Annotated in this window: 14 protein-coding genes and 1 pseudogene; 1 reads left to right on the top strand and 14 read right to left on the bottom strand. The window is 40.6% G+C overall.

The window, feature by feature from the left end; translation table 11 throughout:
- The first annotated feature begins 176 nt into the window (after window positions 1-176).
- Entirely contained in the window at window positions 177-536 is a 360-nt protein-coding gene (locus tag CVT15_RS04155) for a DUF488 domain-containing protein (protein ID WP_103577269.1), read from the top strand.
- A gap of 9 nt (window positions 537-545) precedes the next feature.
- On the opposite strand, the gene CVT15_RS04150 is transcribed toward CVT15_RS04155, so the two are convergent.
- The 14 genes and pseudogenes from CVT15_RS04150 to gmhB form a co-directional block, all read right to left on the bottom strand.
- Window positions 546-1,370, bottom strand: a complete 825-nt coding sequence (locus tag CVT15_RS04150; protein ID WP_103577270.1) for a pyridoxamine kinase — start codon at window positions 1,368-1,370, stop codon at window positions 546-548.
- Window positions 1,371-2,237, bottom strand: coding sequence for a radical SAM protein (locus tag CVT15_RS04145; RefSeq protein WP_103577282.1), 867 nt, complete (start codon window positions 2,235-2,237; stop codon window positions 1,371-1,373). It abuts the gene before it with no gap.
- Between the two features lie 46 nt (window positions 2,238-2,283).
- On the bottom strand, window positions 2,284-3,306 hold the full coding sequence (gene hemE / locus CVT15_RS04140; protein WP_103577271.1) for a uroporphyrinogen decarboxylase: 1,023 nt from the start codon (window positions 3,304-3,306) through the stop codon (window positions 2,284-2,286).
- A gap of 92 nt (window positions 3,307-3,398) precedes the next feature.
- A pseudogene (locus CVT15_RS04135) lies at window positions 3,399-3,913 on the bottom strand (YqhA family protein).
- A gap of 16 nt (window positions 3,914-3,929) precedes the next feature.
- The gene (locus CVT15_RS04130; RefSeq protein WP_085657435.1) at window positions 3,930-4,955 is read right to left on the bottom strand and encodes an aspartate-semialdehyde dehydrogenase; all 1,026 of its coding nucleotides are present in this window, start codon (window positions 4,953-4,955) and stop codon (window positions 3,930-3,932) included.
- A 50-nt stretch (window positions 4,956-5,005) separates the two neighbouring features.
- On the bottom strand, window positions 5,006-6,160 hold the full coding sequence (locus CVT15_RS04125) for a sigma-54-dependent transcriptional regulator (RefSeq protein ID WP_103577272.1): 1,155 nt from the start codon (window positions 6,158-6,160) through the stop codon (window positions 5,006-5,008).
- Between the two features lie 12 nt (window positions 6,161-6,172).
- The gene (locus CVT15_RS04120; protein WP_103577273.1) at window positions 6,173-6,565 is read right to left on the bottom strand and encodes a hypothetical protein; all 393 of its coding nucleotides are present in this window, start codon (window positions 6,563-6,565) and stop codon (window positions 6,173-6,175) included.
- A complete protein-coding gene (locus tag CVT15_RS04115) occupies window positions 6,541-7,041 on the bottom strand; it encodes an LPP20 family lipoprotein (protein ID WP_103577274.1) in 501 nt (166 codons plus the stop codon). Before CVT15_RS04115 ends, CVT15_RS04120 begins: the two co-directional genes overlap by 25 nt.
- Window positions 7,042-7,084: 43 nt before the next feature.
- Complete coding sequence (gene gyrA / locus CVT15_RS04110) at window positions 7,085-9,703, bottom strand: DNA gyrase subunit A (RefSeq protein ID WP_103577275.1); 2,619 nt, start codon at window positions 9,701-9,703, stop codon at window positions 7,085-7,087.
- Between the two features lie 98 nt (window positions 9,704-9,801).
- Entirely contained in the window at window positions 9,802-10,197 is a 396-nt protein-coding gene (locus tag CVT15_RS04105) for an SseB family protein (protein ID WP_103577276.1), read from the bottom strand.
- Between the two features lies 1 nt (window position 10,198).
- Window positions 10,199-10,768, bottom strand: a complete 570-nt coding sequence (gene gmhA, locus CVT15_RS04100) for a D-sedoheptulose 7-phosphate isomerase (protein ID WP_087585800.1) — start codon at window positions 10,766-10,768, stop codon at window positions 10,199-10,201.
- Entirely contained in the window at window positions 10,743-12,161 is a 1,419-nt protein-coding gene (rfaE1, locus tag CVT15_RS04095) for a D-glycero-beta-D-manno-heptose-7-phosphate kinase (protein ID WP_103577277.1), read from the bottom strand. The genes gmhA and rfaE1 overlap by 26 nt, the downstream gene beginning before the upstream one ends.
- Window positions 12,154-13,143 carry an ADP-glyceromanno-heptose 6-epimerase gene (gene rfaD, locus CVT15_RS04090; RefSeq protein WP_103577278.1) on the bottom strand — a complete coding sequence of 330 codons (990 nt, stop codon included), beginning with the start codon at window positions 13,141-13,143 and terminating at the stop codon, window positions 12,154-12,156. Before rfaD ends, rfaE1 begins: the two co-directional genes overlap by 8 nt.
- Window positions 13,140-13,655 (bottom strand): D-glycero-beta-D-manno-heptose 1,7-bisphosphate 7-phosphatase, encoded by a 516-nt coding sequence (gene gmhB, locus CVT15_RS04085; RefSeq protein WP_087585797.1) that lies wholly within the window; start codon window positions 13,653-13,655, stop codon window positions 13,140-13,142. Before gmhB ends, rfaD begins: the two co-directional genes overlap by 4 nt.
- Window positions 13,656-13,695 lie beyond the last annotated feature (40 nt).

Below are 13,695 nucleotides of genomic sequence, written 5' to 3'. Positions count from 1 at the left end.
TTAATTTAAATTTATTCTTTTTAGGACTATTTTCTAGCCCTAGTTTAACTCTTATCGCCACAATCAAAAATTTGAGCTTTAATTTTACAAACCTTAAAATTTAAACAAGAATAAAAAATATAAGATAACTAAGAATATTTTTTTATTTATAAACGTTATAGGATTACAATCACAACATGTTTAAAGCTTATAGAATTTATGATTTTATCAAAGATGATAGTTTGGATATGAGGGCGGCTTTTGTTGATAGACTCTATCCAAGAGGCATAAGAAAAGAGATATTTTCAAATTTTCTTTGGTTAAAAGATATCACACCAAGCACTACTTTAAGAGAGTGGTTTCATGAAGATAGAGAAGCTAGATTTGATGAGTTTTGTGAGAAATTTGAGCTCGAGCTTGATAATGAAAAAGCGCAATCTTGCTTTAAAATGCTAAAAAAACTAGAAAAAGAGCATGGCGATATAGCACTTCTAACAGCTAGCAAAGATATAAATCTTTGCCATATCATTGTGTTATTAAAAATTTTAAATAAGTAGTTTGCCCGCCTATTTTGCAAGAGTGCCAAGTACCTTTTCAAACTGCACACCATACCATGTGCGGTTCTTATCTTTTAGCGTGATTTTAATGCTACTAAGCACAAAATTTGCTGCCTTTTTGATAGCATTTTGCATACTTTCGCCATTTATCAAAGAGCCAAAAAGCACTGAAGCGAAAATATCCCCAGTGCCACTTGCATGAAATGGCAAATACTCATGGAAATACTCCACTTTTTCTTTCGTCTTTGCGTCATATGCTATGATGCCACACTCATTTTGCCTATACCTAATGCCCTTTAAAACGATCTTTCGCGCACCAAAACTAGCCAAGCCCTTAAGCAACTCCAAAATGTAATCCTCGCCGTATCCCTCGCTTAAAAATGACTTTTCGCACATAAAACTTGCCTCAGTTATGTTTGGCGTGATGACGTGAGCCTTTGTGCAAAGCTCCCTCATCTTTGCCACAAATTTCTCATCAAAGCCGTGATAAAGCTTGCCATTGTCACCCATGCAAGGATCTACAAGTATTAGCGGAGCAGAGCTATTAAACTCATTAAAAATTTTCTCTATCAGCTCAAGCTGGCTAAAACTACCCAAAAATCCGGTATAAATTCCATCAAATGTGATATTTTCTTTGTGCCATACTTGTGTTATCTCGTCAAATTCATCAGTCAGATCACAAAATGTGAAATTTTTAAAGCCAGTGTGAGTCGAAAGTAGCGCAGTAGGCAATATGCACGCCTCAATGCCTTGAGCACTTATTATGGGAAGTGCAACAGTAAGGGAACATTTGCCAACACACGAGATATCTTGTATTGTAAGGATTCTTTTCATTTATGCTCTTAGTTTATAAAATTTTACTCCAGCAACATCGGCTAGATAAACCATATCATCTTGCAAGAATTTTGCTAGAGTTTGCTTTGAAGAGTCAGAAAAATTTTCTTCAACATTTGCGATAGTTTGCGGACGACGTCTTAGCATTTCTAGAATTTCATCCTCACTAAAGTTATACTTTTGCTCTATTTTGTGAGCTTTAGCTATATTAACCGGTACGCCACTTATCTGCTTGGCTAGCTCCTCTAGTTTTTTGGCGTCTACACCCTTTACATTGTAAGCTGGTGGGCGATCTATCGTGCAAATATCCACTCGGTGCGGAGCTATCTCATTTATCGCAGCATTGAGCGCTATAAATTCCTCTTCTTCGTCGTTAAATCCAGCCACGACCAAAATTTCAAGCACAAGTTCGCCTTTAAATTCCTTGCAAAATTTAGCCATTGCTTTTATAAGTTCATTTACTTCTATACCACTTTTATTGCGGTCTATCTTTTTAAAAGTGCTTTGCACCGCGCTATCAAGGCTAAATTTCACTATATCAAGCCCTTGCAAGGCTTCACAAATTTTTTGATCTCTTACACCTGAGCCATTGCTTAGAATGAGTGTTTTTGCACTACCTTTTAGCTCATTTACTTTTGCTATCAGCTCTTTTAAGTACGGGTAAAGAGTTGGTTCGCCATTTGCTGTAAGTGTGATGACATCGATGTTTTGATGAGTTTTTAATGCTTCTTTTAAAGCGTTTATGATCTCATCAATGCTTGGCGGATTTTCTATTGTTTCAACAGTCTTTGAACCGCTTAGCTCACAATAAACACAGTCAAAATTACATGATTTTTGATTTGGGCTTAGATCGATGCCTAGGCTCATGCCAAAACGGCGAGAATTTATCGGTCCAAAGACGATGCAAGGCTTATTACCTTGCACTTTTTGTTTGTACCTGTTTTATAAAATATTTTGCATTCTCAACTGGCACATCAGGCAAAATTCCATGACCGAGGTTGAAAATATGTGGCGTGCCTTTCATCGTGCTTAAAATTTTATCCACGCCTTCATCTATCGCTTTTTTGCTATAAAGCCTTGTTGGCTCCATATTACCTTGAAGGACGTATCTAGGGCTAAGTTTTTCTTTTGCTAGCTCAATTGGTGTGCTCCAGTCAACGCCAAAAACATCAAATTTACCTGAAATTTTATCCAGATAGCCACTTATTCCTTTTGGGAAAACAATGACCGGAATTTCTGGAAATTCAGCCTTAACGCTATCAACTATTTTATTAATGTAGTTAAATCCAAACTCAAAATATGCCTGCTCTTCAAGCGCAGCCGCCCAGCTATCAAAAATTTGCACGGCATTTACGCCTGCTCTTATCTGCTCTTTGACGTAAAGGATGAGTGCTTGCGTCACTTTTTCTAAAATTTGATGTAAAAATTCTGGATTTTGATAGAGCATTTTTTTGCAGATCGCATAAGTTTTACTGCCACCACCCTCGATCATATATGTAGCTATCGTCCAGGGTGCGCCACAAAAGCCAATGAGAGCCTTATCTTTGGCTAAATTTTCTCTTGTGAGCTTGATCGTGTCATAGACGTATGCTAAATTTTTAGTCGATTTTTCGATACTTAGCGCGTCAAGTGCGGCTTTATCACGCAAGGGCTTTGTAAAAACTGGTCCCTCGCCTTTTTCAAAACGTAGATCCATGCCCATTTCAAGAGGCACAACGAGAATGTCGCTAAATAAAATCGCCGCATCAACGCCAAGAATTTCAACTGGTTGAAGCGTAACTTCGCTAGCCTTTTTGTAGTCTTTGCAAAGAGATAAAAAATCCCCTGCTTGCGCGCGTACTCGCATATACTCTGGCAAATATCTACCGGCTTGGCGCATCATCCAAACAGGCGTATAAGGGGTAGGTTTTTTAAGACAAGCGTCTATAAAAATCATTAAATTTCCTTTAAATTTTTAAAGGGATATTACCTAAAAATAGCTAAAGAAAAGATATAGAAGAAATTTTAAGCGTAAAAACGCTTAAAATTTTAGTGATCTCCCTTGTGGAGGAAATAAAGTCCAAGACAAAGTGCAAGGATAGAAGCCGCAAGGTATGCCATCTCAAGCGGAGTTGTAAAGTTTGCGTGAAGCACTCTTTGGAAGAAATTTACGATTAAGACCATGACGATCACTTTGCCAAGCTTGTCTTTTAGCTCATCAAGAGAGTGAACCTCTAAGACTTTGCTCTGCTTTGACTGCTTTAGCTGTGTGATCTCTGAGATGAAAAGCTCGTAAATTCCGAAGCTAAATATATAAAGAACAAGCGCCATCAAGTATAGATCGATCGCTCCAACGCTCCAACGATCTCGCCAACGACTTCTGAGTGAAAATTTTCAACGTGAAAATCTGCAGCAAAAAAATATTTATAAACCTCTAAAAGTACCTTGCCGACGTCATAGCTTGCAATGATAAAAAGTACGATCGCACCTAAAAGTCCAAAAACTACTGGAAAAAGTGTAAAGCTGTTGCTAGCAAGCAAAATTTTTTCAAATATCTTACGCAATAAAAATCCTTTTTATTTACTCTTGCATCGCGATCCACTTTTGTGCGATCCTGACGGCATTTGTCGCAGCCCCTACGCGGATCTGATCGGCACTGCACCAAAGGTGAAGCACATTAGGTCTGTAATTATCAACTCTGATCCTACCGACATAAGTCTCATTTGTATCGCTTGAAATGATAGGCATCGGATACTCTTTATTTGCCGGATTATCGACTACAACGACGCTTGGAGCTTTGCTTAAAATTTCTCTTGCTGCATCTGCGCTCACATCTTTGTCAAAGTGGATAGTGATCGCCTCTGAGTGACTTCTAAGCACTGGCACACGCACACAGGTAGCGCTAACTTCGATATCTTTGTGAAGAATTTTTTGCGTTTCATTGACCATTTTCATCTCTTCTTTTGTGTAGTCGTTATCCAAAAAAACATCGATGTGAGGGATCACATTTAGTGCTAGGCGGTGTGCAAATACCTTTGGCTCGCACTCATCAAGCTTAAACTCAAAGAATTTTTGCATCTGAACGACAAGCTCTTCCATGCCCTCTTTGCCAGCACCGCTTGCTGCTTGATAGGTAGAAACATCGACTCTGTTGATACTAAAAGCGTCGTTTAATGGTTTTAAAATTTGCACCATTTGGATAGTCGAGCAGTTTGGATTTGCGATGATGCCGCGGTTTTTCCACATAGCAATGTCGCTTGGATTGCACTCTGGCACAACAAGAGGGATATCTTTATCCATCCTAAAATGGCTGGTGTTATCGATGACTACTGCACCACTATCAGCTGCAAATTTGGCAAATTTCTCTGAGACTGAACCGCCCGCACTAAAAAAAGCAATATCTATCTCATGCTCGCTAAAAACCTTTTCGGTTAGCTCTTTTACTTTGTAATATTTACCATTAAATTCGATCTCACTACCAGCACTTTTTGCACTAGCAAGCGGCAAAAGCTCTCCAACTGGAAACTCAACCTCTTCCATCACTCTAAAAAGCTCTTCGCCGACCGCTCCAGTAGCACCAACGACAGCTACGTTAAATTTTCTCATCTGCTCTCCTTATCTTTTTTTAATTTTCGTAATTTTACTTAAATTTATGGCTATTTTTTGCTTCTAGCTTGTAAAAATAGATCATTTGGCAAAATTTCATCACCCTCACTTAGTATCGCTGCACGCTGCACGACTGAAATGAGCTCTCTTATGTTGCCTGGATAGTCGTAGCTCAAAAGCTCCTCTTTTGCCGCTTTTGAGAAATTTTTAGCCTCAAAGCCATACTCTTTGCAACATTTTTCCAAAGTATCCTGCGCGATAGGTAAAATTTCATCTTTTCGCTCACGAAGTGGCGGGATGAAAAGCGGGATCGTGTTTAGGCGGTAGAAAAGATCCTCCCTAAACCTGCCCTCCTTCATCGCAAGCTCTAAATTTGCGTTTGTAGCGCAGATGATGCGAACATCTATCTTTTCGCTCTTTGTAGCGCCAAGTCTTGTTATCTCGCGCTCCTGCAAGGCACGAAGCAGCTTTGGTTGTAAATTTATAGGCATCTCGCCGATCTCATCTAAAAATAGCGTTCCACCATTTGCTAGCTCAAACTGCCCTTTTTTGGTAGTCGCAGCGTCAGTAAATGCGCCCTTTTCAAAGCCAAAAAGCTCACTTTCTATCAAATTTTCAGGGATCGCTGCCATATTTAAAGCAACAAATACAGCATCTTTTCTAGGTGAGTTTGCGTGGATAAATTTAGCAAAGACCTCCTTGCCAACGCCACTTTCGCCACTAAGCATTATTGAAGCGTCAGTCCTCGCGGCTTTTAGCGCGATATTTAGCGTAGCTTCAAGCGCCTTTGAAGTGGCTAAAAAGCCGTTATTTTCGCTTTTAGTTTCAACTTTTTTTATGCTTTTTGGAGTCTTTTGTTTTAGCGTCTCTACCCTTTTTATCGCTTCATATAGAGTTGAGACGTCAAATGGCTTTGTTAAAAAGTCCTTCACGCCGAGCCTAACGCTCTCAATCGCCTTATTAAGTGTCGCATTTCCTGTCATTATGATGACGTCAAATTTGCCATTTAACTCCTTAATAAACTCAAGTCCATCCATCTTTGGCATGTTTATATCGGTGATGATTAGATCAGTGTCATCGCTTAGTTTTTTTAGGGCTTCAACTGCACTCTTATAGCTTTTTATATTTAGCTCTTCATACTCGCCAAGTGCGATCTCAAGCGACTTTCGCATATTGATGTCATCTTCTACTATGACGATATTCATTTGATCTCTTTTTTATTGAAGTGTGCCGATGATAGCGGATTTTGGCTTAAATTCCACCATAAATCTAACTGGCAAAATTTTCAAATTTGAAGCGTTTGAGATCTGTGCATTTTTGACATTTAGCTCATTTTTTATCATCACTTTTTTTAAGGCAAAGCAGTCAAAAATTTCATCTTTGTGTAAATTTAAAAAGCCAAGAGTTGTGGTGTTTTCATCTTTAAAAGCGTCTATCTGGCAAAGAAATTTTGGTTTTGGGTTTGGTGTTAAAGTCATCGCCTTTGAAAATGAAATTTCTTCAAAGGCAACTATTTGATTTTTCGTATCAACCTTCGCCCAGAAGATAAACTCTTCCAAGCAAAAGGCAAAATTTAAAAGTATCGTTAGTAAGAAAAGACTTCTCGCCACTTATCTTCGTCTATCTTAAGCTCCATATTTACCTTATAAAGCCCGTCTTTGAAATTTTCATTCACGATCCTTGCGTTTTTGACAAGGCCTTGAACCTTTGAAGTGATAGATGAGTCGTTTAGCATCGCGTCTCTTACGGTGTCTTCAGCGTTGATCTTTACGCCATAAAGCTTACCAGCAAGCTGCGAATAAGCATCAGCCATCGCCGCTCTTTTTGCTAAAGTTACAGACTGAGCATAAGAGAGCGAATTTAACGGAGCTATACCCTCACCTGTAGCCCTAAAAGTAGTCTCTCTTGGAGCGCTATCATATATCATCTTCTCTTTTTTCATCACCTCTCTAAGATCGTCTTTATCGACCTTTTGGATGACTACATTGCGATTTGATGTGCTTGTCGGCTCGCCCATAAAGCCGTTAAATGTACAACCACTAAAAAGTGTCGCCATTACAGCAAAAAATAAAATTTTAATCTTCATAAACAACCTTTTTATGCTTTTATTTAAAATTTAACAGCAAAATTTATTCCAAAAGCCCCATATCTTCGCTTGATGCTTCTTCATCATCACCATCTTCGGCCTTAGGGCATCTTGCGATACTTACAACATCATCGCCATCTACATTTACAACGATCACGCCACTTGTATTACGTCCTGCTTTGCGGATGCTTTGCATATCTACTCTAATCATTTTGCCGCTTGATGTTAGGGCCATTAGATCTTGCTCTTCGTCAACCATCACAACACCGATTAGATCACCCGTTCTGTTTGTTAGTTTCATGCAGATTACGCCTTTACCACCGCGGTTTGTCAAGCGGTACTCATCAGCAGTTGTGCGTTTGCCGATACCTTTTTGAGATATGCTTAAAATTTCTTGATCATTGCTTTCGATGACTGCTGCGCCTACGACCTCATCGCCTGGCTCTTTAAATTTGATGCCAGTTACGCCGCGTGCAGTTCTACCCATTTGGCGAACTTTGCTGATCTTAAATTTAAGGCACATACCCTTTTTAGTAACGACAAATAGCATTATCTCATCGCTTGAGTTTGCGTCCTCTTCAGCATTTGCACTATCTTCGTCGATCTCATTTTGAAGCTCTTCAACTTCAAGCACCTCTGTCTCTACGCTTAGCTCATTTTCAGGGTCAGTCACTGGCATATCATCGTATGTTTGAGCGATGAGCGCAGTTACTAGCTCGTCGTTCTCATCGAGGCTTATAGCTCTTACACCAACTGAGCGGATATTTTTAAACTCGCTTAAATTTGTGCGTTTTACGATGCCATTTTTAGTAAAGAACGCTAGCGATTTGCTCTCGTCAAAGTCAGTCGTTGGGATGATCGCTTTGATCTTCTCATCAGGCTGCAACTGGATCAAATTTACAACTGCTTTGCCCTTTGCCGTGCGGCTTCCCTCTGGGATCTTATAGACTTTTAGCCAGTATAGCTGTCCGCGATCAGTCACAAACATAAGCGTATCGTGGGTATTTGAAGTAAAGAAACTCTCTATAAAGTCATCATCGTATGTCGTGACCGCTACTTTGCCCTTGCCACCACGTTTTTGCTTCTCGTACTGCTTGCTTGGCACACGCTTGATGTAACCTCGGTGGGTTATAGTTACGACCATATTTTCATTTGGTATGAGATCTTCAATGTCAATATCATCGTAGTCATCAACGATCTCAGTCACTCTTGGTACTTTAAATTTATTTTTGATCTCAAGAAGCTCTTCTTTGATCAAATTTTCAAGCAATGTCTCACTCTTTAAAATTTCATCAAGTCTTGCGATCTCAGCCATAAGCTCGGCTAGCTCGGCCTCTAGTTTTTCTCTCTCTAGGCCTGTAAGCTTGCTTAGACGCATATCAAGGATAGCGTTTGCTTGAAGTTCTGAGAGGTTAAATTTACTCATCAAGCCTTCTCTGGCAACCGCTGTATCGGCACTATTTCTAATAAGTTCGATCACCTCATCGATATTATCAAGTGCGATCTTTAAACCCTCTAAAATGTGGGCTCTTGCGCGCGCTTTTTCAAGCTCAAATATCGTTCTTCTAATAATGACCGTTTTTCTGTGATTTAAAAATAGCTTAAGTAGTTCGATAAGGTTAAACACCTTTGGCTCTTTGTTGTTAATAGCAAGCATAATAACGCCAAAAGTGCTCTCCATCGTGGTTGATTTAAAGAGGTTGTTTAGCACGATGTCGCTCATAGCGTCGCGTTTTAGCTCGATGACTACGCGGATGCCGTCTTTATCAGACTCATCTCTAACCTCGCTGATGCCATCTATCTGCTTATCTTTTACAAGCTCAGCGATCTGCTCGATAAGCCTTGCTTTGTTTGTTTGATATGGTAGCTCATCAATGACGATGACATCTTTGTTTGGCTTTTTTTCTATGTGAGTTTTGGCTCTTAGTTTGACCCTGCCACGACCTGTGCGGTAGGCCTCTATGATACCCTTTTTGCCAAAGATGATACCGCCAGTTGGAAAGTCTGGACCTTTGATAAATTCCATCACCTCTTCAAGTGTCGCCTCTTTGTTTTCAAGAAGTAGTAAAAGACCATCTATAAGCTCATCAAGACTGTGTGGTGGGATATTTGTCGCCATACCAACCGCGATACCGCTTGAGCCGTTTAGCAATAAATTTGGTACACGGCTTGGAAGTACGTCTGGTTCGACCTCTCTATCATCGTAGTTTGGCACAAAATCAACCGTATCTTTATCGATATCTTTTAAAAGCTCTTCAGTAAGCATTGTCATTCTAGCTTCGGTATAACGCATCGCAGCTGCGCTGTCGCCATCTATCGAGCCAAAGTTTCCTTGTCCATCAACGACTGGATAACGCATAGAAAATTTCTGGGCCATACGAACAAGTGCGTCATAAACCGCTGTGTCGCCGTGTGGGTGGTACTTACCAATAACTTCACCAACGATACGAGCTGACTTCATATAGGCACTTCTGCTACCAACGCCAAGATTGTCCATAGCGTATAAAATTCTTCTGTGAACTGGCTTTAGTCCGTCTCTAGCATCAGGCAAAGCACGTCCCACAATGACACTCATGGAGTAGTCAAGATAGCTAGTTTTTATAGACTCTTCGATATCAACAGACGCGATATCTTGGGTTAATTCAAGTAGATTGTCTTTCATTTTTTTCCTTAAATTTAGCTTGGCTGATTTTAGCTTAAAATTAATAAAAACTTGCTAAATAGCAAATCAGCGACTTTGGCAATAGTGTGATGAAAATTTTAGTCTAAAATTCTTGCTATCTGCTCTTTTTTAAGAATAAAATCATAGCTAAATGCATCAACCACGACGCCAGCGTAACTGCTCTCTTTTAGCATCGCAAGATACTCTTTTAGCCCTATCTCTATGCTTTCTTGCTCACTGTCGTTTCGCCAAAGCCTCATCGCTTCTTTGCTAGTAAATGCCGGAAAATAGCTAAGCTTATCGCCCTCATCTTCAAGCAGGATAAATTTGATATTTGAGCCCTCTTCTTCATAAACCACACCACCATCAGGCTTTGCGAGCGCTTGGTTTAAAAGCACCGGAGCAAAAAAGCTAGCCTTTTTTAAAGCCGCTATCAAATTTACCTCATTTTGTTGGTTAGGCTCTTTTAAAAATTTATCCATCACTTCTTGCATATTAACCCCTAAAAGCTTCGTCTACAGCCTGACATATCGTGTGAATGAAAAATATGTGCGACTCTTGTATCCTTGCAGTGTCGCTTGAGCTAACGACTAAATTTAGATCACATCCTTCATTCATCGCACCGCCGCCTTTGCCGCTAAGTCCAAGCACCAATGCACCCATTTTCTTAGCACTTTTTATAGCCTCAAGGACATTTTTGCTGTTGCCACTAGTTGAGATCGCCACGAGCAAGTCGCCTGGCTGAGCTAAAGCCTCAAGCTGACGTGAGAAAACATAGTCAAAGCCGTAGTCGTTGCCAATGGCCGTAAGTGCCGAAGTGTCGGTAGTTAGCGCGATGCCTGGTAGTGCTTGACGTTCGCTTTTATATCTGCCAGTTAGCTCGGCTGCAAAGTGCTGTGCGTCCGCCGCAGAACCGCCGTTGCCACATATTAGCACCTTTTTTCCATTTTTTAGCGTATCAGCTACCATCTGGCAAGCACGCTCTAGGCTATCTAGCAAATTTACATGCTCGTTAAAGGTCTTTTGGTGAGCCTCGAGCTCATTTTTTATCATCGTTTTTAACATCTTTTATCCTTTTTATTATCCCTGTCGTACTTTTACCCTCGACAAAGTCGATGAGCCTAACCTCTTTTACGATATCGCTGCCAACGACCTCTTTGCCTTTATAATCAGCCCCTTTTACAAGCACGTCAGGCTTTATCTTTGTTATCAAATTTAATGGCGTATCCTCATCAAAAATGACGACATAATCAACAAATCCAAGCCCGCTTAGCACGCAGGCTCTATCATCTTGCGAGTTTATAGGCCTAGCATCCCCTTTTAGCCTCTTAACCGAAGCGTCCGAGTTTAACCCAACGACCAAAAGATCGCCAAGCTCCCTTGCGCGCGCTAGGTATTTTACGTGCCCAGCGTGCAAGATATCAAAGCAGCCATTTGTGAAAACGACCCTTTTCTTGCCCTTTTGGCTCAAAATCTCCTCAAGCTCATCAAGGCTCTTTAGCTTGTGCTCGAAATTTGCCCCAAATGAGCTATTTAGCAGCTGCTCGATCTCGCTAAAGCTAGCCGTTGCACTGCCTATTTTAGCCACTACGACGGCTGCTGCGAGGTTTGCTATCTTTATCGCCTCTTTTATATCAGCTCCGTTTGCTAGCATATAGCCAAGTGTAGCCAGCACCGTATCTCCAGCACCAGTGACATCAAAGACCTCTTTTGCCTTAGCAGCAAAGATGTGTAGCTTGTCGTCATAAAGCGCGATACCCTCTTCTGAGATCGTGATGATCGAATAGGTCAAATTTAGCTCGTCTTTTAGCTGCTTTATCGCCTTTTCAAGCTCGGCTTTGTCTTTTATCTTTAAATTTGTAGCCTCGCTCGCCTCTTTTTTATTTGGCGTTAGAAGGGTCGCGTTTTTGTATTTTGAGTAGTCGCTGCCTTTTGGGTCTATGAGCACTGGGATATTTAGCCTCACGCACTCGTTTATGATCTCTTGACAAACCTTTTTGCTAAGCACGCCTTTGCCGTAGTCGCTTAGCAAGACAGCCTTAAAATTTGCAAGGTTTTCTTTTACTTTTGAGACGAACTCATCTTCTAAATTTATCTTGACAACGCTCTCTTTATCGATCCTAACAACTTGCTGGTGCGATGCCATGATACGGCTTTTTATCGAGCTTTCGCGTCCTCTTTCAGTAAGGATCAGTTCATCTTTTACTTTTAGCTCAGCAAGTCTTTCTTTTATCTTTTTACCAGCCTCATCATCTCCCAAAACGCTAGCTACGCTCACATTTGCGCCAAGGGAAAGCAAATTTCTCACCACGTTGCCAGCACCTCCAAGTGTGTAGGTTTCGTTATTTATCTTTACTACCTGCACTGGCGCTTCAGGAGAGATACGGTCGCAGCTGCCCCAGATATAGTGATCCAGCATGAGGTCGCCGACGACTAAAATTTTAACTCTCTTAGCCATTTATCTCTTCCTTGTAAATTCTCTTTATTTCTGGCAAGTAGTCTTTTATCGCCTCTTCCAAGCTCCAAGTCGCGCTAAAACCAAATGCCTCTCTAGCTGGGGCCACGTCAGCCTCGGTATGAAACTGATATGAGCCGATAAATGGGTTTTTTATATATTCGTTGCCTAAATTTACGCCGATCTCACGCTGCAAGATGTCTGCGATATCTTGAAAGCTTCTAGCCTTGCCAGTAGCTGCGTTATAGACGCCACTTGGTGCGTCAAGTGCTTTTATGTTTGCGTCAATGATATCTTTTATATAGACAAAGTCACGCTTGATCTGGTCGCTACCCTCAAAGAGCCTTGGGGTCTTGCCGGCTAAAATTTGAAGTCCAAACTGAAGCACCATCGAGGCGGTTTTGTTTTTGAAAAACTCGCCCTTGCCAAAAACGTTAAAATATCTTAGTCCAACCACGCTCACGCCACACTTTGCGTAAATTTTATTGATATTATCCATGCTTAGTTTACTAAAGCCATAGACGTTGTTTGGTGCTTCACACTCGCCAACGGTCTGTGGGCTCTTTGCGTTGCCATAAGTCGCCCCTGAGCTAGCGTAAATCATCTTTGCGCCCAAACTCTCGCAGATATCAAGCAAATTTACAAAGGCATTTACATTTGTTTTTATTAGTTCATCTTGCTCTTTTACAGTCGTGTCTGAGATCGCTGCCTCGTGGTAGATAACGTCTGGACGAAAGCTCCTTATCTTTTCAAGTGTGCTCTCATCGTTGATGTCGCCGGCGTAAATTTCACCCTTAAAGCCAAGTAAATTTTTAAAATGGCCAAAGCTTTTTAGGTTGCCATTGCTAAATGTCTCGTCGTTTCTAAATTTATCCACGACAAGCACGTGAGCATCTTTAAAATTTTCGTCAAAATAGTGCGCTAAGGCTGAGCCGATAAAGCCAGCACCGCCAGTTATAACTATCTTTTTTCCATTTAAATTCATAGTGATTTTTCCTTTTTTAGCTTATTTAAAACATCTCTTACATCTTTAAAATTTATCCCATCAAGCAAGAAATTTCTACCAACGCCTGCCCTTTTGCCAGCCTCGACGTCACTTGGCTTATCGCCTATCATGAGCGAGTTTTCAAGGTCTATATTAAACTCATCGCAAGCATCAAGTATCATTTTTGGATTTGGTTTTCTGCAAGCACAATCTGACTCTGGGGCATGTGGGCAAAAGTAGACTTTAGTGATAAAAATTTGCTCTTTTTTCAAGCTTTCTAACATAAATTTGCTTAAAGCGTCAAACTGCTCCTGCGTGTAGTAGCCTCTACCTATACCTGATTGATTTGTCACGACAAAGAGCTTATAGCCAGCATCGCTAAATTCTCTCAATGCGTCAAAAATGCCATCAATAAATTTAAAATCTTTTATCTCGTAAACATATCCAGCATCTTCGTTTATTACGCCGTCTCGATCCAGAAAAAGTGCTTTAATAGGCTCATTTTTATTCATTTGGTGATTATAGCCAAAATATTTTAACTAGCTTCTTGCG

The sequence above is a fragment of the Campylobacter concisus genome (genome assembly GCF_003048595.2).
GTDB classification, from domain to species: Bacteria; Campylobacterota; Campylobacteria; order Campylobacterales; family Campylobacteraceae; genus Campylobacter_A; species Campylobacter_A concisus_L.
The sequence above is the reverse complement of the archived record's forward strand: the minus strand, read 5'-3'. Positions and strand labels throughout refer to the sequence as shown.